The 25993-nt window shown below is 66.5% G+C and carries 25 protein-coding genes and 1 pseudogene; 11 read left to right on the top strand and 15 right to left on the bottom strand.

Annotated elements, in window-relative coordinates:
• Window positions 1–26 precede the first annotated feature (26 nt).
• Entirely contained in the window at window positions 27–1157 is a 1131-nt protein-coding gene (locus G3N98_RS14415) for a 2-aminoethylphosphonate--pyruvate transaminase (RefSeq protein WP_089426610.1), read from the top strand.
• Window positions 1158–1254: 97 nt separating this feature from the next.
• Window positions 1255–2643, top strand: coding sequence for an FAD-dependent oxidoreductase (locus tag G3N98_RS14410; protein ID WP_206148526.1), 1389 nt, complete (start codon window positions 1255–1257; stop codon window positions 2641–2643).
• Window positions 2644–2768: 125 nt separating this feature from the next.
• On the opposite strand, the gene G3N98_RS14405 is transcribed toward G3N98_RS14410, so the two are convergent.
• Window positions 2769–3497, bottom strand: coding sequence for a phosphonate utilization associated transcriptional regulator (locus G3N98_RS14405; protein ID WP_089473759.1), 729 nt, complete (start codon window positions 3495–3497; stop codon window positions 2769–2771).
• A gap of 206 nt (window positions 3498–3703) precedes the next feature.
• On the bottom strand, window positions 3704–5878 hold the full coding sequence (locus G3N98_RS14400; RefSeq protein ID WP_089431859.1) for a phospholipase C, phosphocholine-specific: 2175 nt from the start codon (window positions 5876–5878) through the stop codon (window positions 3704–3706).
• A gap of 228 nt (window positions 5879–6106) precedes the next feature.
• Between G3N98_RS14400 and G3N98_RS14395 the strand changes: the two genes are divergently transcribed.
• Window positions 6107–7024 carry a LysR family transcriptional regulator gene (locus G3N98_RS14395; protein WP_206148525.1) on the top strand — a complete coding sequence of 306 codons (918 nt, stop codon included), beginning with the start codon at window positions 6107–6109 and terminating at the stop codon, window positions 7022–7024.
• Window positions 7025–7120: 96 nt separating this feature from the next.
• Here G3N98_RS14395 and G3N98_RS14390 read toward each other — a convergent pair whose 3' ends face one another.
• Window positions 7121–8761, bottom strand: coding sequence for an L-lactate permease (locus tag G3N98_RS14390; protein WP_206148524.1), 1641 nt, complete (start codon window positions 8759–8761; stop codon window positions 7121–7123).
• Window positions 8762–9232: 471 nt separating this feature from the next.
• Here G3N98_RS14390 and G3N98_RS14385 point away from each other — a divergent pair, with 471 nt between their 5' ends.
• Window positions 9233–9544: a DUF4148 domain-containing protein gene (locus G3N98_RS14385; protein WP_089473809.1), complete on the top strand. Its 312-nt coding sequence runs from the start codon at window positions 9233–9235 to the stop codon at window positions 9542–9544.
• Window positions 9545–9646: 102 nt separating this feature from the next.
• Here G3N98_RS14385 and gshA read toward each other — a convergent pair whose 3' ends face one another.
• The 3 genes from gshA to ada all read right to left on the bottom strand — a co-directional run bounded on the left by gshA (window position 9647) and on the right by ada (window position 13926).
• A complete protein-coding gene (gshA, locus tag G3N98_RS14380) occupies window positions 9647–11260 on the bottom strand; it encodes a glutamate--cysteine ligase (protein ID WP_206148523.1) in 1614 nt (537 codons plus the stop codon).
• 618 nt (window positions 11261–11878) lie between these two features.
• Complete coding sequence (locus tag G3N98_RS14375; protein ID WP_206148522.1) at window positions 11879–12838, bottom strand: AlkA N-terminal domain-containing protein; 960 nt, start codon at window positions 12836–12838, stop codon at window positions 11879–11881.
• Entirely contained in the window at window positions 12835–13926 is a 1092-nt protein-coding gene (gene ada, locus G3N98_RS14370; RefSeq protein ID WP_175240398.1) for a bifunctional DNA-binding transcriptional regulator/O6-methylguanine-DNA methyltransferase Ada, read from the bottom strand. Before ada ends, G3N98_RS14375 begins: the two co-directional genes overlap by 4 nt.
• Window positions 13927–14357: 431 nt before the next feature.
• Between ada and G3N98_RS14365 the strand changes: the two genes are divergently transcribed.
• On the top strand, window positions 14358–14771 hold the full coding sequence (locus G3N98_RS14365) for a VOC family protein (protein ID WP_034179392.1): 414 nt from the start codon (window positions 14358–14360) through the stop codon (window positions 14769–14771).
• 21 nt (window positions 14772–14792) lie between these two features.
• Here the strand turns inward: G3N98_RS14365 and G3N98_RS14360 are convergent, their stop codons facing one another.
• The 3 genes from G3N98_RS14360 to speG form a co-directional block, all read right to left on the bottom strand.
• Window positions 14793–15347 carry a YaeQ family protein gene (locus G3N98_RS14360; protein WP_039364653.1) on the bottom strand — a complete coding sequence of 185 codons (555 nt, stop codon included), beginning with the start codon at window positions 15345–15347 and terminating at the stop codon, window positions 14793–14795.
• Window positions 15348–15536: 189 nt separating this feature from the next.
• On the bottom strand, window positions 15537–15884 hold the full coding sequence (locus G3N98_RS14355; RefSeq protein WP_011353606.1) for a hypothetical protein: 348 nt from the start codon (window positions 15882–15884) through the stop codon (window positions 15537–15539).
• 488 nt (window positions 15885–16372) lie between these two features.
• Entirely contained in the window at window positions 16373–16930 is a 558-nt protein-coding gene (gene speG, locus G3N98_RS14350; protein ID WP_089426678.1) for a spermidine N1-acetyltransferase, read from the bottom strand.
• Window positions 16931–17068: 138 nt separating this feature from the next.
• Between speG and G3N98_RS14345 the strand changes: the two genes are divergently transcribed.
• The 4 genes from G3N98_RS14345 to G3N98_RS40185 all read left to right on the top strand — a co-directional run bounded on the left by G3N98_RS14345 (window position 17069) and on the right by G3N98_RS40185 (window position 19375).
• Window positions 17069–17239 carry a hypothetical protein gene (locus G3N98_RS14345; RefSeq protein WP_039364617.1) on the top strand — a complete coding sequence of 57 codons (171 nt, stop codon included), beginning with the start codon at window positions 17069–17071 and terminating at the stop codon, window positions 17237–17239.
• Between the two features lie 134 nt (window positions 17240–17373).
• Window positions 17374–17622: a DUF2795 domain-containing protein gene (locus G3N98_RS14340; protein WP_206148521.1), complete on the top strand. Its 249-nt coding sequence runs from the start codon at window positions 17374–17376 to the stop codon at window positions 17620–17622.
• 109 nt (window positions 17623–17731) lie between these two features.
• A complete protein-coding gene (locus G3N98_RS14335) occupies window positions 17732–19090 on the top strand; it encodes a sensor domain-containing diguanylate cyclase (protein ID WP_206148520.1) in 1359 nt (452 codons plus the stop codon).
• A 162-nt stretch (window positions 19091–19252) separates the two neighbouring features.
• Window positions 19253–19375, top strand: coding sequence for a hypothetical protein (locus tag G3N98_RS40185; protein WP_256976788.1), 123 nt, complete (start codon window positions 19253–19255; stop codon window positions 19373–19375).
• A gap of 45 nt (window positions 19376–19420) precedes the next feature.
• On the opposite strand, the gene G3N98_RS14330 is transcribed toward G3N98_RS40185, so the two are convergent.
• Entirely contained in the window at window positions 19421–20116 is a 696-nt protein-coding gene (locus G3N98_RS14330; protein ID WP_206148519.1) for a hypothetical protein, read from the bottom strand.
• Window positions 20117–20223: 107 nt separating this feature from the next.
• Complete coding sequence (gene mnmE, locus G3N98_RS14325) at window positions 20224–21618, bottom strand: tRNA uridine-5-carboxymethylaminomethyl(34) synthesis GTPase MnmE (protein ID WP_206148518.1); 1395 nt, start codon at window positions 21616–21618, stop codon at window positions 20224–20226.
• Window positions 21619–21963: 345 nt separating this feature from the next.
• Here mnmE and G3N98_RS14320 point away from each other — a divergent pair, with 345 nt between their 5' ends.
• Entirely contained in the window at window positions 21964–22395 is a 432-nt protein-coding gene (locus G3N98_RS14320) for a transcriptional regulator (protein WP_089426622.1), read from the top strand.
• Window positions 22396–22502: 107 nt separating this feature from the next.
• Here G3N98_RS14320 and yidC read toward each other — a convergent pair whose 3' ends face one another.
• The 4 genes from yidC to rpmH all read right to left on the bottom strand — a co-directional run bounded on the left by yidC (window position 22503) and on the right by rpmH (window position 25132).
• On the bottom strand, window positions 22503–24170 hold the full coding sequence (yidC, locus tag G3N98_RS14315) for a membrane protein insertase YidC (RefSeq protein ID WP_206148517.1): 1668 nt from the start codon (window positions 24168–24170) through the stop codon (window positions 22503–22505).
• An 8-nt stretch (window positions 24171–24178) separates the two neighbouring features.
• Entirely contained in the window at window positions 24179–24445 is a 267-nt protein-coding gene (gene yidD, locus G3N98_RS14310) for a membrane protein insertion efficiency factor YidD (protein ID WP_006750110.1), read from the bottom strand.
• Between the two features lie 75 nt (window positions 24446–24520).
• A complete protein-coding gene (gene rnpA / locus G3N98_RS14305) occupies window positions 24521–24982 on the bottom strand; it encodes a ribonuclease P protein component (protein ID WP_039364627.1) in 462 nt (153 codons plus the stop codon).
• Between the two features lie 15 nt (window positions 24983–24997).
• Window positions 24998–25132 carry a 50S ribosomal protein L34 gene (gene rpmH, locus G3N98_RS14300; protein WP_004198824.1) on the bottom strand — a complete coding sequence of 45 codons (135 nt, stop codon included), beginning with the start codon at window positions 25130–25132 and terminating at the stop codon, window positions 24998–25000.
• A gap of 421 nt (window positions 25133–25553) precedes the next feature.
• On the opposite strand from rpmH, the pseudogene G3N98_RS14295 reads away from it, so the two are divergent.
• A pseudogene (locus G3N98_RS14295) lies at window positions 25554–25856 on the top strand (DnaA N-terminal domain-containing protein); the annotation flags it as partial.
• Between the last annotated feature and the right edge of the window lie 137 nt (window positions 25857–25993).

Below are 25993 nucleotides of genomic sequence, written 5' to 3'. Positions count from 1 at the left end.
CGTCCCGACTTCATCAAGGAGACACCATGACGCTCGCCGCCCAGCCCATCCTGCTCACCCCTGGCCCCCTGACGACCTCCGACACCACGCGCGACGCGATGCTGCGCGACTGGGGATCGTGGGACAGCGACTTCAACGCGATCACCGCGCGCTTGCGCGAACGCCTGCTGCAGATCGTGCACGGCGAAGGCACGCACGAATGCGTGCCGCTGCAAGGCAGCGGCACGTTCTCGGTCGAAGCGGCCCTCGGCACGCTCGTGCCGCGCGACGGCCACGTGCTCGTGCCGAACAACGGCGCGTACTGCCAGCGCATCGCGAAGATCTGCCGCGTGCTCGGCCGCCAGCTGACGACGATCGACTACAGCGAGGATCGCCGCGTCGATCCGGCCGACGTCGAGCGCGCGCTCGCCGCCGATCCGACCATCACGCACGTCGCGCTCGTGCACTGCGAAACCGGTGCCGGCGTGCTGAACCCGCTGCACGACATCGCGCAGGTCGTCGCGAAGCACGGCCGCGCGCTGATCGTCGACGCGATGAGCTCGTTCGGCGCGATCGACATCGATGCGCGCACGACGCCGTTCGACGCGGTGATCGCCGCATCCGGCAAATGCCTCGAAGGCGTGCCGGGGCTCGGCTTCGTGATCGCGAAGCGCAGTGCGCTCGAACGCTGCGAAGGCAACAGCCACTCACTCGCGATGGACCTGTACGACCAGTGGGTCTACATGCAGCGCACGACGCAGTGGCGCTTCACGCCGCCGACGCACGTGGTCGCGGCACTCGACGCCGCCGTCGCGCAATACGTCGACGAAGGCGGGCTCGCGGCACGCGGCGGCCGCTACCAGCGCAACTATCGCGCGCTGATCGACGGGATGCTCGCGCTCGGCTTCCGGCCGTTCCTCGATCCGGCGATCCAGGCGCCGATCATCGTCACGTTCCATGCACCGGACGATCCGAACTACGACTTCAAGCGCTTCTACCAGGAGGTCAAGCAGCGCGGCTACATCCTGTATCCGGGCAAGCTGACCGAAGTGGAGACGTTCCGGGTCGGCTGCATCGGCCACTTCGGCGAAGCCGGGATTCCGGGCGCCGTCGCCGCGATCGCCGACACGCTGCGGGCGATGGGCGTGCGTCGCGTGTCGGCCGAAGCGGCCGCCTGACGTGACGTGATGTAACCCGCCGCATGCACGTTCGCATGCGGCAGCCGTCCTTTTTTCGGGCCGTGCGCGGCACGGCCCCTTTTCGACGAACCCTCCCATGCGACCCTTCTGGATCGAACAAGCGCTGTTCAACGACGGCGATCTCGCCCCCGCGCTGCAAGGTGCGACGCAGGCCGACGTGTGCATCGTCGGCGGCGGCTTCACGGGGCTCTGGACGGCCATCCAGGCGAAGCAGCAGAACCCCTCGCTCGACATCGCGATCGTCGAGGCCGACCTCTGCGGCGCCGGCGCGAGCGGTCGCAACGGCGGCTGCCTGCTCACGTGGTCCGCGAAATTCCTGACGCTGCGGCGGCTGTTCGGCGAAGCCGAGGCGATCCGGCTCGTGAAAGCATCCGAAGCGGCCGTGCAGCACATCGCCGATTTCTGCCGCGCGCACGACATCGATGCGGAGCTGCGGCTCGACGGCACGCTGTACACCGCGACGTCGCGTGCACAGGTCGGCACGCTCGCGCCGGTGCTCGACGCGCTCGCCGCGTGCGGCATCCATAGCTACGAGCCGCTGCCGCCTGCCGAGGTCGCGCGCCGCTCGGGGTCCGCACGCAATCTCGACGGCGTCTATTCGCCGATCGCCGCGACCGTGCATCCCGGCAAGCTCGTGCGCGGGCTGCGCCGCGTCGCGCTCGCGATGGGCATCCGGATCTACGAACGCACACCGATGCTCGACTTCACGCCCGGGCAGCCTGCCGTCGTGCGCACACCGTCCGGCAGCGTGCGCGCGGGCAAGCTCGTGTTCGCGATCAACGCGTGGATGGCGAGCCGCTTCCCGCAGTTCGAGCGCACGATCGCGGTCGTGTCGAGCGACATGGTCATCACCGAGAAATGCCCCGAGCTGCTCGAGAAAACCGGGCTCGTGGACGGCGTGTCGGTGCTCGATTCGCGGATCTTCGTCTACTACTACCGCACCACCGCCGACGGGCGGCTGATGCTCGGCAAGGGCGGCAACACGTTCTCGTGGCGCAGCCGCATCGCGCCCGTGTTCGACCGGCGCTCGCCGTACGAGGCGCAACTGACGCAAAGCCTGCGCGAGTTCTTTCCGTCGCTCGCGGGCGTGCCGGTCACCGCGAGCTGGAACGGGCCGTCGGATCGCTCCGTCACCGGCTTCCCGTTCTTCGGCCGCCTCGACGACGCGCCGAACGTGTTCTACGGCTTCGGCTACTCGGGTAACGGCGTGGGGCCGACCTACATGGGCGGGCAGATCCTGTCGTCGCTCGTGCTCGGCCTCGACAACGCATGGACGCGCAGCCCGATCGTGCGCGGCCCGCTGGGTCATTTTCCGCCGGAGCCGATCCGCTATGTCGGCGCGCACGTCGTGCGCAATGCGATCCGCCGCAAGGAGCGCGCGGAAGACGAGAGCCGGCCGCCGGCAGTTGTCGACACGTGGCTCGCGAAATTCGCGAGCGCGGCCGGGAAGGCCGACAAGGCGTGACGATGCGTTGACCTTCAGGTCATGCATGACCTGAAGCCGCAATGAAAAAAGGGACGCTGCGAAGCGTCCCTTTGCTTTTGTGCGGCAACTATTTCGCGGCAACCCGTGCAGGCGTTGCCGCGCACTTACGCGCGCACGGCCTTCTCCCGCGCCGACTTGCCCGTCGACGGCAGCCCCTGCTCATGCGTGCGGCGCATGCGCTCGAGGCCGTGCGACACGTGCTCGCGCACGAGCGCCACCGCCTGCGCTTCATCGCCACCCGCGAGCGCCTGCACGATCTTGTCGTGCTCGGCCGCGGACACGGCGATCGCATCCTCCTCGGCCTCGATTGCCGCCTGGCGCAGCAGGCCGAGCTGGCGCACGAGCCGGCGGTAGGTATCGGTGAGATGCGTATTGCCGACGCCGACGACCATCGCATCGTGGAACTGCACGTTCAGCTCGGTATAGCGCGTGACGTCGTGCGTCTTCGCGGCGTCCTTCATCGACTGGATGATGCCCTTCAGCACCTTCAGCGTGTCGGGCGAGATACGCTTCGCTAGCGCGCGCGCGACCGACTCGTCGAGCATCGCGCGCACTTCGTAGATCTCCTCGGCTTCGCGCAGCGGCACGACGCGCACCGTCACGCCGCGGTTCTTCTCGTTGCGCAGCAGGCCGGCCTGCTCGAGCGCGCGGAACGCTTCGCGCACGGGGCCGCGCGACACGTTCAGCTTGGTCGCGATCTCGACTTCGTTGAGCTTCTCGCCGGGCGCGTATTCGCCGGAGACGATCGCGCGCTCGAGCATGTCCTGGACGATCATCGCGAGCGACTGGCTTTGCAGGAGTTCGATGGCGCTGAGCGCGTTCGGGGCTGTCATGGTCGGGCAGGCAGCAGGGCTGCGGTAGAAAACGAGGGCGCCATATCGGCGAATGATCCATATATACCCTCGGCCCGACACATTGTCAACAGTTTTCAGTTTCCAAAAGCCAATCCCGCCTGCCGGAATGCAACCGACGCGCAGCCGGCAGACGATGGTCGCGCGGCGGGCTGACCTCACCCGCATCGCGCGACGCATGGCGGCCGTCAGGCCGTCGGGTGCTTCACCGGCCCCGGATCGCTTTGGCTCGGCCGGCCCGTCTCGACGTGGCCCGCGAAGCGGCGCACGACCTTGTCGTCGCCGCCGCGCAGCGTCGTCGCGGTGATCGTCAGATCGTACCAGCCGTGGCTCGACGACAGCTCGAAGTGATCCTCGATGCGCTCGCCCGGCTCCAGCGTGTAGGTCCGCGCATGCTTGTGGCTGTATGCGTTGTCGACCGTCACGCGGCACGTCGCGCGTCCGCTGTTGCGCAGTTGCAGGTACACGTGGCGGTTGCGCACGTCGTAGCCGATCCGCGCTTCGGGGTTCGCATGGCGGCCGTCCGCCGCGAGCCGCGTGTTGCCCTGGAACTCGCACAGATAGCCGTTCGGGCCGTAGGCCGCGAGATGGTAGTCGCCGCGCGCGGCCGACGTGTTCCACGTGTCGACGAAGCGGTCGTGTGCGGACACCGCATAGCGGCGCGGCGGCGTCGTCGGGTTGCGGCGGTCGTACACGTAGAACGCGGCGCCTGCGTCACCGGTGTTCGCGAAGTCGAGCGACACGCTGTCGTCGTGCCCGCTCACGCGGCTGTGCACGAACAGCTCGTACGGCAGCGCACGTGCCGGACGCGTGCCCGGCTCCTGCGTCGGCATCGACTGCTGCGCGGGCACCTGGTACGCCTGGCCGGCCGTCGCGATGTGCTGCGGCACCGTGAAGCTCACCGTGCGCGTGTCGGGCCGTGCGGAGAAGTCGAAGGCCGACGTGAGGTCGCCGCAGATCGACCGGCGCCACGCGCTGATGTTCGGCTCCTTCACGCCGAAACGCGCTTCGAGGAAACGCAGCACCGACGTATGGTCGAACGTCTCCGAGCACACCCAGCCGCCCTTCGTCCACGGCGAGATGATGATGAGCGGCACGCGCGGCCCGAGGCCGATCGGCTGGATGCCGCCCGGGTCCGCCCCCGGCACGAGCGGGCTCATTTCGCCCGGGTACTTGTTCAGGTCGAGCAGCTCGTCGCCGAGATTCGACAGCAGGTTCGACGACACGATGCCCTGGCCGCCCACGCCGCTCGTGACCGGCGGCACCGGCGGCACGACGTGGTCGAACAGCCCGTCGTTCTCGTCGTAGTTGAGGATGAACACCGTCTTCGCCCACACTTCCGGGTTCGACGTGAGCGCCTCGAGCACCATGTTGATATAGAACGCGCCGTCGGTCGGCGATGCCTGCGGGTGCTCGCTGTACTTGTACGGCGACACGATCCACGACACCTGCGGCAGCCGGTTCGCCTGCACGTCCGCCTTCAGCTCGGCGAGCGTGTGGTCCGACGCGCCCTTGTCGACCAGCGGGCCGCTCGCGCCTTCCTTCACCTGGAAGCGCTTGAAGAACATCAGCGAGTTGTCGGTGTAGTTGTCGGTCGGGTCGCCCGGAATGCCCGTGCCGCCCTGGTACACCTTCCAGCTGATCTTCGCGTTCTCGAGGCGTTCCGCGTAGGTCGTCCACGTGTAGCCGTTCACGTCGTCGCGCTCGCCGATGCCCGGGCCGTTCGGCGGGTTGCCGTAGATGTTGCGCGGGTCGACCGTGCCGGTCCACAGGTAGATGCGGTTCGGCGCGGTGTCGGCGTGCGCGGAGCAGAAGTACGAATCGCAGATCGTGAACGCGTCGGCCAGTGCGTAGTGGTACGTGAGATCCTGGCGCTTCAGGTAGCCCATCGTCAGCACGTCCTGCTTCTGGTTCACCCACTGGTCCCACTGGCCGTTGTTCCAGGACAGGTGGCCGCTGCTCCAGCCGTGGTTGGTGCCCGGCTGGAATTCGGTCGTCTGCTTCGGATCGAGGTAGAACGGCAGCACGTACGGCGCCGACGGATCGAGGCCGCGCGAATGGTAGTTCTTCGTGAACACCGACGCCGGCGGCTGCTGCCACACCGGTGCGCCGCTCGGCAGCAGGTGCGGGCGCGGGTCGTTGAAGCCGCGCACGCCGCGCAGCCCGCCGAAGTAATGGTCGAACGAACGGTTTTCCTGCATGAAGATCACGACGTGTTCGACGTCGCGGATCGTGCCCGTGCGATAGGCGGCCGGCATCGCCAGCGCATTGCGGATCGCGGGCGGGAAGCCCGCGTAGGCGGCCATCGCGCCGGCGGACTGCGCGGCGAGGCGCAGGAAATCGCGTCGATTGTTCGAGGACATGAAGAGAACCCTGTTGTCGATAGGAGTGGGGCGCCGGTCGAGCGGGGCCGGCGGTGGTGCGTTGCCGTTATTACCCCGCATCGGCGTGTCCCGGCCGTGACCGGTTACCGCAGGTTTCTTTGGGTTACCCCCAGGAATTTTTTCGAAGCGGCGCACGACGCGCCTTTCATCCGGCCGACATACGCATGCGCTACGCTGACGCGCGATACAGAGGGGAGAAGCCGAGTCGTGTTCGATCAGCTGAAGGCGTTCCACGCGACCGTCCGGCAGGGCAGCATCACGCGCGCCGCGCGCCACCTGGGCGTGAGCCAGCCGACGATCGCCGCGCAGATCCGGCAGGTCGAGCAGGTGTACGGCGTCGAGCTGTTCTACCGCAGCGGCCGCAAGCTCGAGGTCACCGAGACGGGCATCGAGCTGCTGCCGCTCGTCGAGAAGATGATCGCGCTCGAGGCGCAGGCCGACATCATGCTGCGCAACGTCGGCGGCCTGTTCGAAGGCCACCTGCGGATCGGCGCGACGGGGCCGTACTACATCATGGACGCGGTCGGCCGCTTCTCGAACGCGCATCCGTCGATCGCGCTCACGTGCCGGATCGGCAACTCCGAGGAGATCCTGCAGGCGCTGCAGGAATTCCGCATCGATCTCGCCGTCTCGTCGCAGCGCAACGACGCCGACGGCCTCGAACGCAAGGTGATCTCGACCGACCCGCTCGTGCTCGTCGTGCATCGCAACCATCCGCTCGCGCGCTTCGACGCGATCGAGCCGGCGCAACTCGCCGACGTGCGGCTGCTGATTCGCGAGGAAGGCTCGGTCACGCGCCGCTGCACGGAGACGATTCTCGACGCGGCCGGTGTCGCGGCCGTCTCGGTGGCCGAGATCGGCAGCCGCGAAGCGATCCGCGAGGCGATCCTGCACGGCGTGGGCGGCAGCCTGTTTCCGCTCGGCGAGGCCGAACGTCATCCGGATTTGCGCGTGATCGCGCTGCGCGGCGTCGACACGACGATTGACGAATACGTGTACTACCTGAAGGCGCGCCGCCAGAGCCCCGCGATCGACGCGTTCCTCGCGTGCATCCTGCCGGGCGGCAGCGACGCGGCCGAAACGGATGAAGCAGGACGAACGGCGCGGCGGGCGAACGCACGCTGAACTGCCGCGCGTTCGCCGGTTCCGCACACTACTGGCGCTTTTCCCGCGCCTTCCCTCGCTTTTTCCTCGTGCCTTCCTTCTGTCGTCGCGCTCACCTCACTTCGGCAGTGCCGGTATCATCCACGTCAGCACGTGCTGCTGCATGAACACCAGCACACCGAGCAACAGCGTGAGAATCACGCTGTGCCAGAAGGTGCGCGCGAACACGACACCTTCCTGCCCTTTCAGGTCCGTCGTCGACACACCCGTCGCGATGTTCTGCGGCGAGATCATCTTGCCCATCACGCCGCCCGACGAGTTGGTCGCGGCCATCAGCACCGGATCGAGGCCGAGCTGCCGCGCGGCGACGACCTGCAGGTTGCCGAACAGCGCATTGCCCGACGTGTCGCTGCCGGACAGGAACACGGCAATCCAGCCGAGCGACGCGGACACCAGCGGGAACAGCGCACCGGTCGACGCGACGCCGGTGCCGAGCGTGTAGCTGATCCCCGAGTAGTTCAGCAGGTACGCGAGCCCGACGATCATCATCACCGTGACGATCGCGATCCACGTTTGCCGCCAGGTCTTGACCACGCAATCGAAGAAATCGCCCACGCCGGTGCGTGTCAGCGCGGCCGTGATGATCGCCGAGAGCAGGATCGCGGTGCCCGTGCCGAGCGGCTGGAAGTCCCAGATCGCCGCATACGGCTTGTGGTACAGCGACACGAACACGGCGTTGTGCAGGCCCGGCCACTTGATCTTCACGTCGCCGATCGCCGCGATGTTCGCATGCACCCACACGATCACGACCACCGACACGACGAGCCACGGCAACCAGCCGCCGAAGCCCGCGCGCGCGGCGCCGGCCGTCGCCGGCACACTGCGCGCGAGCGCGTATTGCGGATCGGGCTGCGGCTTCCACAGCTGCAGGAAACCGATCGTGACGATCAGCGACGTGAGCGACGACAGCACGTCGGTGAGCTGGTAGCCGAGGAAGTTCGACGTGACGAACTGCGCGATCGCGAAGCTGCCGCCCGACACGAGCAGCGCGGGCCACAGCTTCGAGATCGAGCGCAGCCCGCCGTACGCGCCGACCACGTAGAACGGCAGCAGCAGCGCGAAGAACGGCAGCTGGCGGCCGACCATCTGCGCGAGGGTCGCGGGCGGCAGCGACGTGACCGCGCCGAGCACGGTGATCGGCACGCCGAGCGCGCCGAACGCAACCGGCGCCGTGTTGAACAGCAGCGTGTAGGTGAGCGCTTCGAGCGCGGGGAAGCCGAGCGCGATCAGGAGGGCGCTCGTGATCGCGACCGGCGTGCCGAACCCCGAGATCCCTTCGAGCAGGCAGCCGAACGAGAACGCGACGACGAGCAGCACGAGGCGGCGATCGTCGGGCAGGTTGTCCAGCATCCACTGCCGGAACTGGTCGAAGCGGCCCGACTTCACCGCAATGTTGTACAGCAGCAGCGCGTTGAAGACGATCCACATCACCGGCACGACCGCGAGCGCCATGCCCGCGCCGACCGCGTTGAACGCGAGCCCGGCCGGCATGCCCCATGCGCCGATCGCGACCGCGAGGCCCGCGACGAGCCCGGCGAGCGACGCCTGCCACGCGGGGCGGCGCAGCACGCCGAGCGCGATCAGCGCGACCGCGATCGGGATCGCGGCGACGAGGAAGGACAGCAGCAGCGAGTGGGCGACCGGCGTCAGCGGCTGTGCGAAGACGATGCCGGGCGGTAGGGCGTCGGTGGGGTTCATCGTGTCTCCAGATGTCGACCCGAGTTGGCGCTTTAGCGCTTACTCGGGTCCCATGCCTTGCGCTGACGACCCGAGCTGGCAACGGGATGCCCCGGGTTCGGTACAAGGCGATGTCCTGCGGTCACGACAACGATCAGGCGCTTGCGCACGCAACGACGTTGCACGGCCAACCGATCAGTCGCTTAAAAGAGGTTAGGAGGCGCGCGGCGCTTGTACAAGGAGGGCAAGCCCGATCCGTGCCGACCCGATACGCCCGTGCCGCCGCCCGCTGACCGGCAGCAGGCAGCCCGCTGTCGTATTCGACAGAAAGCCCGCCACGAACGGCTCCCCGCGCAATGTTGCACATGCGGCAAAGGTGCCTGACGACGGGCGGGATGTTTCGTTTGGCGTCCGAAGCCTAGACTGGTCGCATCGATTCCGCCCGCGCCGGCCACGGCAGGCACGGCGCCGGAACCTCACGGAGTGAACACGATGAAGACGATGAAACGGGCGGCATGCGCCTGCGTGCTGATCGGCGCGGCCTTCGCCGCTCACGCGCAGGCCGCGTCGACGCTGACGCGTGCCCAGGTCCGCCAGGAACTCGTGGAGCTGCAGGCCGCCGGCTACCGGACGAGCCTCGCCAGCAGTCCCGACTTTCCGGACCACATGCAGGCGATCATGCGCCGTGCCGCACAGGCACGTGGCGAGGACACCGGCTACGGCAGCGAAGGCGGGGCAAACGTGGAATCGGGCAAACCGGCGCTGCCGCACGCGATCGACCGCGGCACCTACGCGCATCACTGACGGCAGACTCAACCGGATCGAGCGCACAACGGTGCGACCCGACCGGCGACGGAGAGACGCATCGCGCACCGCGCCGACCGACGCGATGCACGTGCGCAGGCATCACACGCTGAAGCGGTTCAGCGTGTAGGCGCGATAGGCCGCGACGAACGCGTCGAACGATCCGGCCTCCTTCGCTTCGAGCTCGGCCTGCTCGGCCAGCGATTTCGCGGCAAGCGCCTGCTCGGTGCGCAGCGTCTCCGCCGACGGCGGACGCGCACGGAAATGCGCGGCATGCGCTTCGCTCTGCGCCAGCGCGAACCCGAGGAACGACTGGCCGCGCTCGCGCATCGTGCGCAGCACACGCGCGGACGGCGTGCGCTCCGGATCGGCGAGTTTCTCGCGTTGCGCAGCGATTGCGCGCACATGCTCGTCGCCGCCGCGGATCTCGTCGAGACGACGGCCGATGGTTTCGATATCGGCCATCAGGTCGTCCGCCCATGCCTGCAGCGTGACCGGCTGGCCGTCGCGCTGCAGCGTGAGCCCCGGCTTGCGCCCTTCCATCGTCACGCTGCCGAAGTTCGCGTTTGCTTCCTTGTACGCGGGGCAGTCGAGCGCCGGGCTCTCGTCGAGCGCGCACGCGAGCAGGAAGGCATCGATGAAGCGTGCGGTTTCCAGTGCGATGCCGGTCGGCTCGAACGGATCGATGTCGAGACAGCGCACCTCGATGTACTGCACGCCGCGCGACGCGAGCGCATGCAGCGGCCGCTCGCCCGAATACGTGACGCGCTTCGGCCGGATCGTCGAGTAGAACTCGTTCTCGATCTGCAGCACGTTCGTGTTGATCTGAATCCACTCGCCGTCGCGATGCGTGCCGATCGCCTCATACGCCGGATACGGCTCGCTCACGGCTTTCGACAGCGCGTCGAGATAGCCGGGCAGCGTGTTGTAGTCGACGTGCAGCGCGGCCTGGGCGGTCGTGTTCGAGTAGCCGAGATCGCTCATTCGCAGGCTCGTCGCATGCGGCAGGTACAGCGTATCGGCATCGAACGTGTCGAGCTTGTGCGGCTTGCCGCGCAGGAACTTCGTGTCGAGCGCGGGCGACGCGCCGAACAGGTACATCAGCAGCCAGCTGCGGCGGCGGAAGTTGCGGATCTGCGCGAGATAGCGCTCCGACTGGTAATCGACGAGCGTGGCCGTCGAGCCCTCTTCCGCATGCAGGCGCCGCCACACTTCCTCGTGCAGCGAGTAGTTGTAGTGGATGCCGGCGATGCACTGCATCGTGCGGCCGTAGCGATACGCGAGGCCGCGCCGGTACACCGTCTTCAGGCGGCCGATGTTCGACGTGCCGTAGTCGGCGATCGGGATCTGGTCGTCGGCCGGCAGCAGGCCGGGCATCGAGTCGTTCCACAGCATCTCGTCGCCGAGCGACGCATAGACGTAGCGATGCAGATCGTCGAGACGCTCGAGCGTGATCGCGGCGTCGCCTTCCGCGGGCGTGATCAGCTCGATCAGCGCTTCGGAATAGTCGGTCGTCAGCGCCGGATGCGTGAGCGCCGAACCGAGCGCACGCGGATGCGGCGTGAACGCGATCATCCCGTCGCGCGTCACGCGCAGGCTTTCCTTTTCGATGCCGCGCAGGCCGTCGGGCAGATGCTGCCGCGTCGGGCCCGAGCTCAGCGCGTCGAGGCGATTCAGCAGCAGTTCGGACTGGCGGTGAGTCATGGTGTTCGACATGGAGACGCAAGTGCGTGACGGCCGCGCGCAGAACGCCGCGCGCGGCCGGCTGGATTGTTGGTCGCTTCGTTGGTAGCGGGCACTTTAACATCTCGCCGAAACACGCGCTTGAGGTGGCGCCGGGCACGGTGCGCGGGCCGGAGCGGGCCGCCGGGCGGGCCGGTCGCGGCGGTCGCCGCATCTGCGACCGGTTCCATGCGGCGGCAACGGGCACGCCGGTTACGCGAATTCGTCGGATGGAACGTGATGCGCGGACGGGTGGCGGCAGGTGCAACCCTGCCGCTGAACCGATCGCGGAAAGCGGGGTAAGTGGGCATCGCGCGCCCGGCATCCGGCCGACGACGGATGCGCGGAATCGCTGTGACGGCCGGTGTGCGGTGTGCGGTGTGCGGTGTGCGGTGTCCGGTGTCCGGTGTCCGGTGTCCGGTGTCCGGTGTCCGGTGTCCGGTGTCCGGTGTCCGGTGTCCGGTGTCCGGTGTCCGGTGTCCGGTGTCCGGTGTCCGGTGTCCGGTGTCCGGTGTCCGGTGTCCCGCGGTGAGCCTACGCAGGTCGGCATGACCTGCGCAACGGGTTGCATCGCGGCCTCGCCAGGTCGCACCCGGCCGCAGGCCACAGCGATCACCCGCCGCGCGCGCCGCCCGCCCGGTCGGCCACCTCATTCCACAAATGCAGCGCCGCATACGCGCGCCACGGCCGCCAGCCTTCGGTGCGGTGCTTCTGGGTCGCGAGCCGGTCGAGCGCCGGATCGCGCGCGGCGATCGACTGCATCAGCACGAGATCGGAGGCCGGCCATGCGTCCGGATCGCGCCATGCGCGCATCGCGATGTATTCGACGGTCCACGGGCCGATGCCGGGCAGATCGAGCCACGCACCGCGCAGCGTCGCGAGATCGGCGTGCTCGCGATCGACCGGCACGTCGCCGGCCGCCACCGCGCGCGCTACGCCCGTCAGTGCCGCCACCCGCTTGCCGGGCATCCCGATCTTGTCGAGATCGCAGGCGGCCAGCGCATCGGGCGTCGGGAAGCGCCATGCGGGCATGCCGTCGTCCTCCTGAACCACGCGCTCGCCGGCACGCTCGACGAGCCGGCCGACGATCGTCGTCGCGGCCTTCACGCTCACCTGCTGGCCGACGATTGCCCGCACGGCCAGCTCGAACCCCGACCATGCGCCCGGCACACGCAGCCCCGGCGCGGCCTCGACGAGCGGCGCAAACCACGGATCGCGCGCGAGCCCGCTGCCGATGGCGGCCGGATCAGCGCCGAGGTCGAACATCGTCGCGACGCGCACGGCGAACGCATCATCGACATGACGCGCGACCGCGCCTTCGACCGTCGCGACCAGGCAATGCTTGCGCGGATGTTTCGCGACCGTGAGCCGGCCGGCATCGCCGTGCAGGTCGACGATGCGGCGATACACGCCGTCCGCGACCTGCTCGACACCCGGAATCGCGCGCCCGCTGAAGAAGCGCAGCACGCGCGCCCAGTCGTAAGGCGCATTGAAGCGCAGTTCCATTTGCGCGGACGGCGGCACATGGCCGCCGTTCACGATGGAGGTGATGGTTGTTTTTGCGATGCTCAAACTGCGCTGCCCTCCGCAACGGATTCGGTTTGATCGTCGTGCACATGACGCGCTTCGGACGCGAGCAGCGTCGCCTTGCGGCGCACACCCCAACGATACCCGGAAAGCGCGCCGCCCTTCTGTACGACGCGGTGGCACGGGATCGCGAGCGCGACCGGATTCGATGCGCACGCGGATGCAACAGCGCGTACCGCGCGCGGCGCACCCAGCGCCTCGGCGATCTCCGAGTAGCTGCGCGTTTCGCCGTACGGAATATGCGTCAGCGCCTCCCACACGCGCTGCTGGAATGCCGTCGGCGCGATGTCGAGCGGCAGATCGAACGCGTGCCGTGTGCCATCCAGATACGCGCGGATCTGCGTGACGAACGGCGCGAGCCGCGCCTGCGATTCGACCAGCTCGGCGCGCGCGAACGCATCCCTCAACTCGCCGACGAGCGCGGCCGGCTCGTCGCCGAACGCGATCCGGCAGATGCCCTGCTCGGTCGCGGCGACGAGCACGGTGCCGAGTGACGTCGATGCGGTCGCATAGTCGATCCGCAGCCCCGCGCCCTGCCGGCGAAACGCCGACGGCGCCATCCCGAGCTCGCGCGGCACCGACGCATAAAGCCGCGACGGCGAGTTGAAGCCCGCGTCGACGGCCGCCTGCGTGACCGGCTGCCCGCTTTGCAGCGCCTGCCGCAGCGCGGCGCCGCGTTGCGCGGCCTGGTACTGCCGCGGTGACACGCCGACCACGCGCTTGAAGAGCCGCTGAAGGTGAAACGGGCTCACGTGCACGGCGTCGCTCAACTGCTGCAGCGTGAGCCGTTCGGCATGCGCGTCGAGCACCGCGCACGCGCGGTTGACGATCTCGAGCTCGCGCGGCAGCCCTTCCGGCTGGCAGCGCTTGCAGGGCCGGAAGCCGGCCGCACGCGCGGCGGCCGTATCGGCGAAGAAGGACACGTTTTCGCGACGCGGCAACCGCGACGCACAGGTCGGGCGGCAGAACACGCCGGTCGTGCTCACGGCGTAGAAGAACGCGCCGTCCGCATGCGGATCGCGCTCGGTGACGGCGCCCCAGCGGGCATCATCGGTCGGATAGGCGGTTTTCATCTGAACCTCGCACTCTCTAGTGTAGATGGTGCCTACTCTAGACATCGGCACGTGCCGTCGCGCCCTGAATCTTGCTCTGTGATTCGCCCCGGATAATCGGGGCGCATCAACTGAAAATAAATCCGACAAAACGCGCGCGCCGGCTGTTCCGGCGCGGTTTTCGTCATCGTCCCGTCACCATTTTGTTGCAGTGCGGATGCGACAAATCGCCGTCCTGACGTTTTTTTGCATTCGGAATATTGCGTCGCACCATCGCCGTGTGTATAGTTGGAACTGTCTCCTCCATGTCTCCTCCTGATATGGATTAAGCCCGTTCCGCTCTGCGTGAACGGGCTTTTTTTCGTCCGTCGATTGTGCCGCGTTCCGGCCGGCGGCGCAGGCGCGATGCGTCTACACTCGATGCTCGTGGACTGCGAAGGAGAGCCTTGCCCATGAAACCGACCATCCGCGCGATCGATCACATCGTGCTGCGCGTGACCGACATGGCCGCGATGACGCGTTTTTACTGCGACGCCGTCGGCTGCCATGTGGAGAAGGAACAGCCCGATCTGGGCCTCGTGCAACTGCGCGCCGGCGACGCGCTGATCGACCTGCTGTCGGTCGGCGGCCCGATCGACCGTCCCGACAGCGGCCCGCCCGGCACGGGACGCAATCTCGATCACCTGTGCCTGCGCGTCGAGCCGTTCGATCCCGACGCGTTGATCGCCCATTTCGCCGCGCATGGCGCGCGACCGGGCGCGCCCGCGGAGCGCTACGGCGCCGGCGGCTACGGGCCGTCGATCTACCTGTTCGACCCGGAAGGCAACATGCTCGAATTCAAGGGGCCGCCGGCCGCGATCGGCTGAACGCGGCCGGCACGCGGGCCGTCACGCGTCCGCGCGCGCCTTCAGCACCGTCCACTCGACCGCCACCGGATCGTGGTCGGCGCTCGAGATCCACGCGGCGCCGTCCTGCACCGTGCATTGCAGGCGCATCGTGCGCTCCGCGAGTTTACCGAGCGCGGCCGCGACACCGTCGTTCAGCGACAGCACCTGCACGTTGCGCAGGCGCTCGACCTTGCTTCGCACGCCCTGCCACCAGATATCCGACGTCTTGCCGCCGTATGCGATCACGGTGACCTGCCCGGCGCGGCCGGCCGCCTTCGAGATGCGCCGCTCGTCGGGTTGGCCGGCTTCAATCCAGACGTCGATCGCGCCGGTCAGGTCCTTCTGCCACAGATCGGGCTCGTCGACGTCCGACAGCCCCTTGCAGAATTCGAGCCGCTCGTGCGCGAACAGCGCGAACGCGACGATGCGCACCATCATCCGGTCGTCGGTTTCGGACGGATGGCGCGCCACCGTCAGCGCGTGATCGGCGTAGTAATGCCGATCCATGTCGGCGATTTGCAGTTCGGCTTTGTAGATCGTGGATTTCAGCGCCATGCGGAGTCGGCCCGGGCGGGCATTCGGTTCGGTCGGGCCGTGATGATACCGAATGCGGGCCGTCCGGCGCGTGTCATGCGCCGCCCACAGCGCAACGGCCCGGCATGGGCCGGGCCGTGTTCGGTTCGCGCCGCCGGCTCATCGGGCCGGCGCGCTCGCGCGTCGTGTGACGGCGCGCTGAATGGACGGTTACTGCTTGACGAAGCGCGAATCGGTCCAGAGACCCTGCTGGTCGCTGTTGTCGGCGCTGACGAACTGCACGTCGCCCTGGTCGACCGACACCACGCGGAAGCGCTGGCCTTCCGGCACCGACAGGCACCGGTAATCGTCGAAGTATTGCTGCTTCGCCTGTGACTTGCCGTCACGCTCGTGACTCAGTACGGAGTCCAGATTGTCTTTCGACAGGCAGCCCCATGCATTCTTCGTCAACTGGATTTCCTGCTTCGGCTTGACGGCCGAATCGCCGCCGGCTTGGGCAATCGACACCGCGCAAAATGCGCCGACGAGGGCAAAAAGGATACCGGTACGTTTCATCATGTTCTGTCTCCAGGCTTGCGGGCACCAGGCTTGGGTTAGCTATGTGTTTAAAGGTGATCGTGAACCCGCGTTTTTCACTTTAGAAGACCGGCAAGCGATAGCAAGCACATTTGTTGTGCGACCGCAATAGCGGCGGATTGTCGCACCCCGTGCGCAGCCTGTTTTTCTCACCCCGTGCTGACATGACGACGCGCACCGCCCGACGAACGGGCTCGCGCCGCCGGGCGGAAAGCGTTACTCAGCAAGACTTTCATCAAAGTTACAATGCGGCGATTGAACGGTTTGGATAATCCATTTCGCTATCCGGATCATTTTGATGCGCCGCACATAAAGTCATCCGAAACGATTCGACTTTACCGCAACGCGGAATCGCATTTACCTGATACAAGAAAAATGCCAGGTATAAGCGCATCCGTATTTATCCGTACTTCGCCGCATGGTTTCAGCGCCCGCGAAAGCCCCGCCGCCAGCGCCTTTCGCCAGCGTGTTTACCCTGCCTTATTCTGGGTAGCTTGCTGGCGTTCGAAATAATCGCGCTGAAAAATGCACATGCGATAAGCGTTGTGATACGCGCCGTTTCCGAAAAATTCTTCCTTCAATTCGGCCTCGTGCTGGAATCCACATTTCTCGTACACGTGAATCGCCGCCGCATTCGACGTATCGACGATCAGGTACAGCTTGCGCATGTTCAGCACCTTGAACGCGTATTCGATCGCAAGACGCGTCGCCTGGCCCGCATAGCCGCGCCCCTGGCGTTGCGGCGCGATGATGATCTGGAATTCGCCGCGTCGATGGATGTAGTCGAGCTCGATCAGCTCGACGAGGCCGACCAGTTCGTCTTGCGCATCGACCGCGACGAAACGGCGCTCGCGCTGGTCGTGCACGTGGCGGTCGTACAGTTGTGACAGTTCCGAGAAGGTTTCGTACGGCTCCTCGAACCAGTAGCGCATGATCTTTGCGTCGTTGTTCAGCTCGTGGACGAAGCGCAGGTCCTGGCGCTCCAGGGGCCGCAGCGCGAGCGTGTTGGTATCGTTCTGGAGTTGCATGTTCATGTCCTTTTTGATGCCGGCGCACGTGCGGCAAGGCCGCATCCGGGCCTGTTTCGCACTGTAAGAAGTTGAACGCGGGCGAAGTTCAGAGCCTAGAATGGGAGCAAGGGTTCCTGCCACCGCAAGGAGGCTATCGTGTTCGAGCAAGTCATACTCGGAATATTCCTCGTGCTGCCGCTCGTGATCGTCGCGGCGCTGTTTTCCGACGAACTTTGGCAGGAACATCGGCGCCAGCATCCGCGCGACGAAAACGCACCGCACATCGACTGGAAGCATCCGTGGCGCCGCGTGCGACGCGGGCATTGAGTCGATTGCCGTCCATCCGCGAGGCGTGCCGGCCCGGCCGCCCTGGCATGTGAAGCGTGACGTGCCCTGTCAAGCCCCCGAATTTCGCCTCGATCCGATTCCCACTTGATCCGCTCACTCCGCGAGACGCCGCCGTGAACGACCAGCCCGCCCAACCTCCGCACGACATTCCCAGCGAAACGATCGACCTGCAGATCGCCGACGTGCTGGCGACCGTCCGCTACCCGGCCAACAAGGATGCGATCGTCGATGCCGCACGCGACGCCGGCGCCAGCAACGAGGTGCTGTCGATGCTCGACGGCCTGCCCGAACAGGACTACGCGGACGTCAACGCCGTCACCCGGTGGGTCGCCGGCAACTTCGGTCCCGGCCTCGGGGTTTGAGCGCGCACCCATAACGCGATAGGATCAGGCCGCACCGGTCGCGCAGCGGCCGGTTGCCTGTCGCCCGGCGCAAGACCGGGCGTTTCCGCCTACGTGCCCGGGGAACTCCATGGAAGGCATCCTGATCCAGCACACGACACGCCGTCAGCTCTGGTTCGGCGCCCTGACGGCGCTCGTCATCGTGCTCGCGCTCGGGATCGCCGCGCCGCACGCGAACGTCGAGCTGCCGGCCGTCGAGCCGTTCATGCCGATGTGCGCGCTCACCGTGTTCACCACCGCGAGCATCGCGGCGTTCTTTCTCGGCGCGCAGTTCACCGTGACGCGCCAGCCGGTGCTCGGCGCGCTCGGCGGCGCCTACGCGTTCACCGCGCTCGCCGTCGCATTGCAACTGCTCACCTTTCCCGGCGTGTTCGCGCCGCAGGGGCTGTTCGGCGCGCAACCGCAAAGCGCCGCGTGGATGTGGATCTTCTGGCATGCCGGCTTCCCCGGTTTCGTGATGGTCGCGCTGCTCGCGCGCGAGCGGCTGGCGCGCGCCCCGATCGGCGCGCAGCAGACACGCTGGTGGACGGTCGCGCTGATCGGCGGACCGGCGGTCGTCGCCGGACTGCTGTGCCTGTTTGCGCTGAACGTGTCGCTGCCGCCCGCGTTTCATCCGCCTGGCGACGCGGCCGTGCTGCCCGTCAACGCCGTCGCGCTGATCGTGTGGCTGCTGAATGCGCTGGCGCTCGTGGCCGTGCTGGCCACCGGCCGGCTGCGCACGACGCTCGACCTGTGGCTCGCGATCGCGGTGCTCGCGTGCCTCACCGACACGACGCTGAACCTGATGAGCACCCATCGCTTCACGGTCGGCTGGTATCTCGCGCGCGTGTTCAGCATGTTCACGCCCGGCGTGCTCGTGTGCGTGCTCGCGTGGGAAGTGACGATGCTGTACCAGCGGCTGTTCGAGGCGCACGCGACGCTGATTCGTTCGTCCGCACGCGACGGCCTGACGGGTGCATTCAACCGCATGCACTTCAACGATCATTTCCACACGCTGTTCCTGCAGGCGCGACGGCAAGGCGAACCGCTGTCGCTGCTGATGGTCGACGTCGATCGCTTCAAGGCGTACAACGACGCGTTCGGCCACGTGAAGGGCGACGCGTGCCTGATCGCGGTCGCGAATGCGCTGACCGGCGCGGTGCGGCGGCCGGCGGACATGGTCGCGCGTTACGGCGGCGAGGAGTTCGCGATCGTGCTGCCGAACACGGGGGCGCGCGGTGCGCGGCTGGTCGCCGAGGAAGCGCGCGAAGCGGTGCTGCGGCTCGATCTCGCGATGCCGACCGCACCCGCCGGACGCGTGAGCGTGAGCGTCGGCTGCGCGACCGTGTCGCCCGACGATCTGTCGACACCCGATGCGTTGATCGAAGCCGCCGATGCCGCGCTGTATCGTGCGAAGGATACAGGGCGAAACAGGGTCGTCACCGCCTGAAAACGTCTGCGGTTTCAGGGATTCTTCGGGGATTTGTTACGGTCATTGTGACCGGAATAATCCGCCGTTACGGATTGCGCAGCAGGGAAACGATCGCTTACAGCCGGTGTTGCGGGCGCTCGCTATGCTGGGTTTCATATTGAACCCATGCAGGTGAACGCGATGAAGAAGACCCTTTTGCTGATTGCCGGTGTCGCCGTGCTGTTGAGCGGCTGTATCGTGGTGCCGGATGGTGGCGGGTATTACGGGGATGGGTATTACCACCATCATCGTCATTGGGACTGATGTGGGTGAGGGTCCGGATGGGGCGAGCCGGCCCCTCTCGCGCGATCAGGCCGGCTTGGTCAGCACGGCATGCGTCAGAAATATCTGTAGCGCTGCTCGCGTTTCGTAGTGGAGACGCTCGAGGCGCGCGTCCTTTTCAGCGTCTTCGATCAGATTGCGTTCGGTGTCGAACTGGTAGGGCTCGCCCAGTAGTTCGGCCATGTCGATCTGGATGTACGTGCACTCCCCGTACGGCCGCTTGCCGTCGATGTAAGACAGCGGCCAGAAGTCATCCATCTCCAACACCGCGTCGATCGAGTAATCGTCGAGCGTTCTCCAGATGGTTCCCTGCAGGATCGCGAGATGCTCGGCGCGAAAATCGAAACGCCCCGACGCATCGACACCGCTTTCCGGGTAATCGAACGCATCGCGCAATTCCTCGGGGATCGCGTATTGTCCCGGCGCCAACTCGCCCACGGCCGTGACGAATTCGGGTAACACGTGGCCGAGTTCTGCCAGCGTGCGAATGGCCAGCACGTCATCGTCGGTTTCGAGGATCGCCTTGGCAACATCGATTGTCGCGCCGTCTCCCGTCAGCGGCTGCTCGGGAACGATGGCCGGCGCGCCCGATTCGACCGGCAGCCACCCGACGCGCAACTTTCTCATCAGCGCGACGTGACGGGGCGTCAGGTCGGGATACGGCGCGTCGTCGGCAAAGACGGCGCGAAGAATGGCGTTGCGTTCAGTCGGATTGATTGACATGGGAGCCCTCGGCGTAGTGCGAACGGCCAGCGTCGGCAGCGCGACGGGATTCAATCAAAAACGAATGACGAGCCACGAAGGGCTGTCGAACTGCAAATGCGCGGGCATTACTTGCCAATACAAAACCTGCTGAAAATCACCCCCAGCAGATCATCCGAAGTGAATTCCCCGGTAATCGCATTGAGCTGCTCCTGCGCGAGCCGCAATTCCTCGGCAAACAGATCGAGCGACTGCGCCCTCTGCTCCGCATGATCCGCCGCCTGCGCGAGATGCTCCTGCGCAGCCCGCAGCGCGATCAAATGCCGCTCGCGCGCAAGATAAACGCCCTCGGCCCCCGCCTGCCACCCTGCAATCCGCAGCAGCTCCGCACGCAGCATGTCGATCCCGTCGCCGCGCTTCGCGGACAGATGCACCTCGGTCAAATCGCCTTCCGCCGCCGGATGCTCGACGCACGCCGCCACACCGGTCAGATCCGTCTTGTTCAGCACGCGCACCACCGGCACGCCACCCGGGAACCGCGCCGCGATCGTTTCGTCATCCGCCGTCATCCCCGTGCGCGAATCCAGCAGATGCAGCACGACATCCGCCCGCTCGATCTCGCTCCACGTGCGCGCAATGCCGATCCGCTCAACCTCGTCCTCCGTCTCGCGCAACCCCGCCGTGTCGATGATGTGCAGCGGAATTCCTTCGACCTGGATCGTCTGCGCGACCTTGTCGCGCGTCGTGCCCGCGATCGGCGTGACGATCGCCAGCTCCGCGCCAGCCAGCGCATTCAGCAACGACGACTTGCCGACGTTCGGCTGCCCCGCCAGCACGACCGACAGCCCTTCGCGCAGCAGCGCCCCCTGCCGCGCATCACCCAGCACGTGCACGAGCTGCGCGCGGATCTTCGCGAGCTTGCCGCGCGCGTCGGCCGCCTCCAGGAAATCGATCTCCTCTTCCGGAAAATCGAGCGTCGCCTCGACCAGCATCCGCAGCGTGATCACGTCGTCGACGAGCGCATGGATCTGCCGCGAGAACGCGCCGTCGAGCGAACGCCCGGCCGAACGCGCGGCGGCTTCGGTGCTCGCCTCGATCAGGTCGGCAACGGCCTCGGCCTGCGCGAGGTCGAGCTTGTCGTTCAGGAACGCACGCCGTGTGAATTCGCCGGGCTCCGCGAGCCGCAGCCCGAAACCGCGCCCCGCATCCAGGCAGCGCTGCAGCAGCAGCTGCATCACGATCGGCCCGCCGTGCCCCTGCAGCTCGAGCACGTGCTCGCCGGTGTACGAATGCGGCGCCGGGAAATACAGCGCGATCCCGCGGTCGAGCGGCGCGGCGTGCTCGTCGAGGAACGGCACGTAGCTCGCGTGGCGCGGGGCGAGCTTCTGCCCGCACAACGCGTCGATCAGCGGCAACGCGGCCGCCTCGCCGCCGCGCCCGAACGACACGCGGACGACCCCGATGCCACCCCGGCCGGCAGCAGTGGCAATGGCGACGATCGGATCGGAATCGGTAGCGAGCATGGGAATCGGATAGATGGGATGAATCGGGTAATCAGCGAATATGGTGCGCCCGCGCAACACTTCAGGCATCGGAACGCCGGCATTGTAGCGTGCCGGCACACACGTCACCGGCCGCCGCGCAGGATTCGGACACGCTCGAATTTATCCCGCCGGGGATAAGCCGGGTATCAGCCCGGCGCCATGTCGCAGCCACCGTTTCGGACGAGTATGCCTGCTGGAGCGGCCTAACAATGCGGCCCTTAATTCCGACGCCCACCTCGATCAAGACCGGGATTCGTCTGAACGAGATATGTTTAGCTCAAATGGTTGTCTGAGAGGCGACGGTGGAATTGCACAATCTCCCCCATGCCGACATCCGAAGAAAAAGCCGCGTTCTCGGAACGCCTGAAATTCGCCCTGCGGCGCAGCCCGGAGAAGGTCACCGGTGCGACTGAGCTGGCGAACCGATTCAATCTGCGTCACCGCGGAGCACAGCCCGTTTCGCCGCAAACCGCGCACAAGTGGCTGACGGGCCGCACGATCCCGACGTCGGACAAACTCGTCACGCTCGCCGAATGGCTGCGCGTCGAAGTCCACTGGCTGCATTACGGCCCGTCGCCGAGCGTGATCGAACACCCGACGCCGCAACCGCTGCCGCGCGACGAGCGCTATCCGCCGACGCCCGAGACGATCGAACTCGCGTCGAAGATCGAAGCGTTGTCGCCGCACCATCGCTACCTCGTGCAGGAGCTGGTCGAGCAGTTCTACGGCGACTCGGGCGAAGCGAAGAAGGGCTGAACCCGCACTACCGGACCCGCAAAAAGCAAAAAGCCGCATGGGCGAACCATGCGGCTTTTTTTCGTGCATCGCGGGGCGAACGCGCCGCCCCGCGTGTGCAACGGGCGTCAGGCTGGTTTCTTCTTGGCCCCGCCGAGCTTGCGCGTGATGTAGTACTGCTGTGCGATCGACAGCACGTTGTTCACGACGTAGTACAGCACGAGGCCGGCCGGGAAGAAGAAGAACATCACCGAGAACGCGATCGGCATGAACTTCATCATCTTCGCCTGGACCGGATCCGGCGGCGTCGGGTTCAGGCTCGTCTGCACGTACATCGAGACAGCCATCAGCACCGGCAGGATGAAGAACGGATCGCGCTGCGACAGGTCGTGAATCCACAGCACCCACGGCGCACCGCGCATTTCGACCGACGCGAGCAGCACCCAGTACAGCGAGATGAACACCGGGATCTGGATCACGACCGGCAGGCAGCCGCCGAACGGATTGACCTTCTCGGTCTTGTACAGCTCCATCAGCGCGGCGTTCATCTTCTGCGGATCGCTCTTGAAGCGTTCGCGCAGCGCCTGCATGCGCGGCGTGATTTCCTTCATGCGCGCCATCGACTTGTAGCTCGCCGCCGACAGCGGGAAGAACACGGCCTTGATCAGGATCGTCAGCAGCACGATCGACCAGCCCCAGTTGCCGATGTAGCCGTGGATCTTCTCGAGCAGCCAGAACAGCGGCTTCGCGATGATCGTCACCCAGCCGTAGTCCTTCACGAGTTCCAGGCCCGGCGCGATGCCTTCGAGCATGCGCTCTTCTTCCGGACCGGCGAACAGGCGTGCCTGCACGTCGGCCGACTGGCCCGGCGCGATCGCGGCGACCGGCTGCTTCACGCCGACGCGGTACAGCGTCGGGTCGATCTTCTCAGCGTAGATGTCGCGCTTCACGCCCTGCTGCGGAATCCAGGCCGACGCGAAGTAGTGCTGCACCATCGCGACCCAGCCGTTGTCGGCAGAGGTCACGTAATCGGCCTTGTTCTTGTCGAGGTCGCTGAAGTTGATCTTCTGGAAATGCTTCGCGTCCGTGTAGACCGCCGGCCCGAGGAACGTATGCGAGAACATCGGCGTTTCGACGGCCGTGTTGTCGCGCACCAGTTCCATGTAGACCGTCGGCGTGACCGGTGCCGTGCCGACGTTGTCGATCTTGGTGTCGACGCCGATCACGTAGCTGCCGCGCGTGAACGTGTAGGTCTTCACGACCTTCACGCCGCCCTTCACCGGCGATTCGAACGACAGCTTCAGCGCGTTCTGGTCACCCGTCAGCGACGTCGTGCCAGGATTCAGCTGCGTGTAGACGTCGTTGTGGTTCGGGAAATCGCCGCCGAGCAGGCCCGAGCGTGCGAGATACGTGTGGCCGGCCGTGTGGTCGAACAGCGTGATGTACAGGTCGGGCTGCTTGCCGTCGCCCTGCTTCTTCAGCGTCAGCTTCGCGAGCGTGCCGCCGCGCGTGTCGATTTCGCCGTCATACACGTCGGTCGAGAACTTCACGAGCTGCGCCTGGGCGGCCGGTGCCGTCGTCGACGGTGCGGCGCCGGCTGCGGCGGCAGGCACTTCACCTGCGGTCGTCGTCGTCGCGCCCGTGCCCGATGCGCCGCCGGCAGCGGCCGCGGGGGCCGTCTGCGTGGCACTCGGGAAGAACATCGACGGGCGTCCATGGTCGCGCTGCCAGTTGTCGTACAGCATGACAGCTGACATGAAGAAGATCACCCATAGGACGGTGCGTTTGATATCCATGCGTTGTCTCAGAGTCGATGGGACCGCGCGTCGGCTTCGCCGCGAGCGCGAGTGTCGGAGTTGGGCGGCGGGACGAGGTCGATGCCGCCCGCGGAAAACGGATGGCATCGGCACACGCGCCTGACGGCGAGATACGTGCCGCGCGCGGCGCCATGATACTGGATTGCCTCGCGCGCGTAATCCGAACAGGAAGGATAAAAACGGCAACGGTTGCCGAGCATCGGGCTCACGGCAACCTTGTAGAAGCGCAGCAAGGCGATCAATACCGTTTCCATACCTTGGGCGGCGCCGTTCAACGCCGCGTCAAAACCGGCCGGGCAGGCGCGAACGCCGCACCGGGCACGGATGCGTCACTCGGACGCGGGCTTCGACGCACGGCGGGCGATCTCCCGGACTGCCCTGTCGAGCAGTTCGCGAATCTCGGCCGCGCACATCGCCGCGAGCGGGGCGGAAGCCGCGCTCGGCAGCGCTTTCTTGTCGAAGCGCGTGTGCTGCCGCAGCAGCAGGTCGTAACCGGCGAATTCGGCCCGGCGCAGGCGAAACTGATCGCGCGCCAGCCGCTTCACGAGGTTACGCGTCACCGCACGCGGCGCATACTTCTTGCCGACGACGAGCCCCAGACGCGCGGGCTGACCGGTCGGCTTGCCGTAAATCACGAAGTGCGCGGAGCGCCGCCAGGGACGCAAACGAAAAACGGATGAAAATTCATCCGTTTTCAGAAGTCGCGCAGCTTTCGGGAAGGCGGCTTTCGTCTGCGACGGATTCGCACCCGGCTCGACGGCACCTTCCGCAGGACTGCGGACGGCGGACACAGCGCGCAACCTGCCTTAGATGGCGAGGCGCTTGCGGCCCTTCGCGCGGCGAGCGTTGATGACCTTGCGGCCACCTGCCGTCTTCATGCGGACACGGAAGCCATGGGTGCGCTTGCGGCGCGTCACGGACGGTTGGTAAGTACGTTTCATGATGTTCTCACTTGTTCGAGAATGTCGAAATTCAGGGGACCGCGTGCCCTTAACCGGAGGCATTCGGGCGAACGCAATCGCCGGGAATACAGGATTGGTTTTCGCGGAACCCGCTATTTAAACCGTTTTTCCGTTGACGGTCAATACTTTAGGAGTCGCTCGCCTGTGCACGCCCCGAGCGATCCGGCCCCGCGCCTCACACAACCGGCCTGTGGATAACTCGCTCTGTGGCCGCGTTTGGCGGTAGAATCTCGCCTTATCTCCAAGAATCCCGCACGCCGCTTCGGCTCGCGCCTGCCCCTCCAACACTGTGATGCAGGCGTCCGAGGCACGCTCGCACGACCGCTTCGGGCCTTGTTGCGCTACCGCGACAAGGGCGCCGGCGAGCCGCGCTGTGCACGCAAAAAACGACAGTTACTTGATGAACGATTTCTGGCAACACTGTTCCGCACTGCTGGAGCGCGAGCTGACGCCCCAGCAGTACGTGACGTGGATCAAACCCTTGGCCCCGGTGGCCTTCGATGCGTCGGCGAACACGCTGTCCATCGCCGCGCCGAACCGCTTCAAGCTGGACTGGGTCAAGAGCCAGTTTTCGGGACGGATCAGCGATCTGGCCCGCGAATTCTGGAGCGCGCCGATCGAAGTCCAGTTCGTCCTCGATCCCAAGGCAGGCATGCGCAGCGCCGCCGCCGGTGCAGCACCGGCCGCCCCGCGCGCGCCGCTGGCCCCGACCGGCCGAACACCTTCTCGGCGAAGTCGAAATGCGGTTCGAGCTCCTCGTAGGTCACGCCCGTGTCCTGGATCGTCATCCCTTCGGGGATGAACTTCTTGCCGTAGCGCTCTTCATAGTGGCTGCGCAGG

Source organism: Burkholderia sp. Tr-20390 (assembly GCF_017104595.1).
GTDB lineage: Bacteria > Pseudomonadota > Gammaproteobacteria > Burkholderiales > Burkholderiaceae > Burkholderia.
This window is presented reverse-complemented; position numbering and strand designations above follow the sequence as displayed.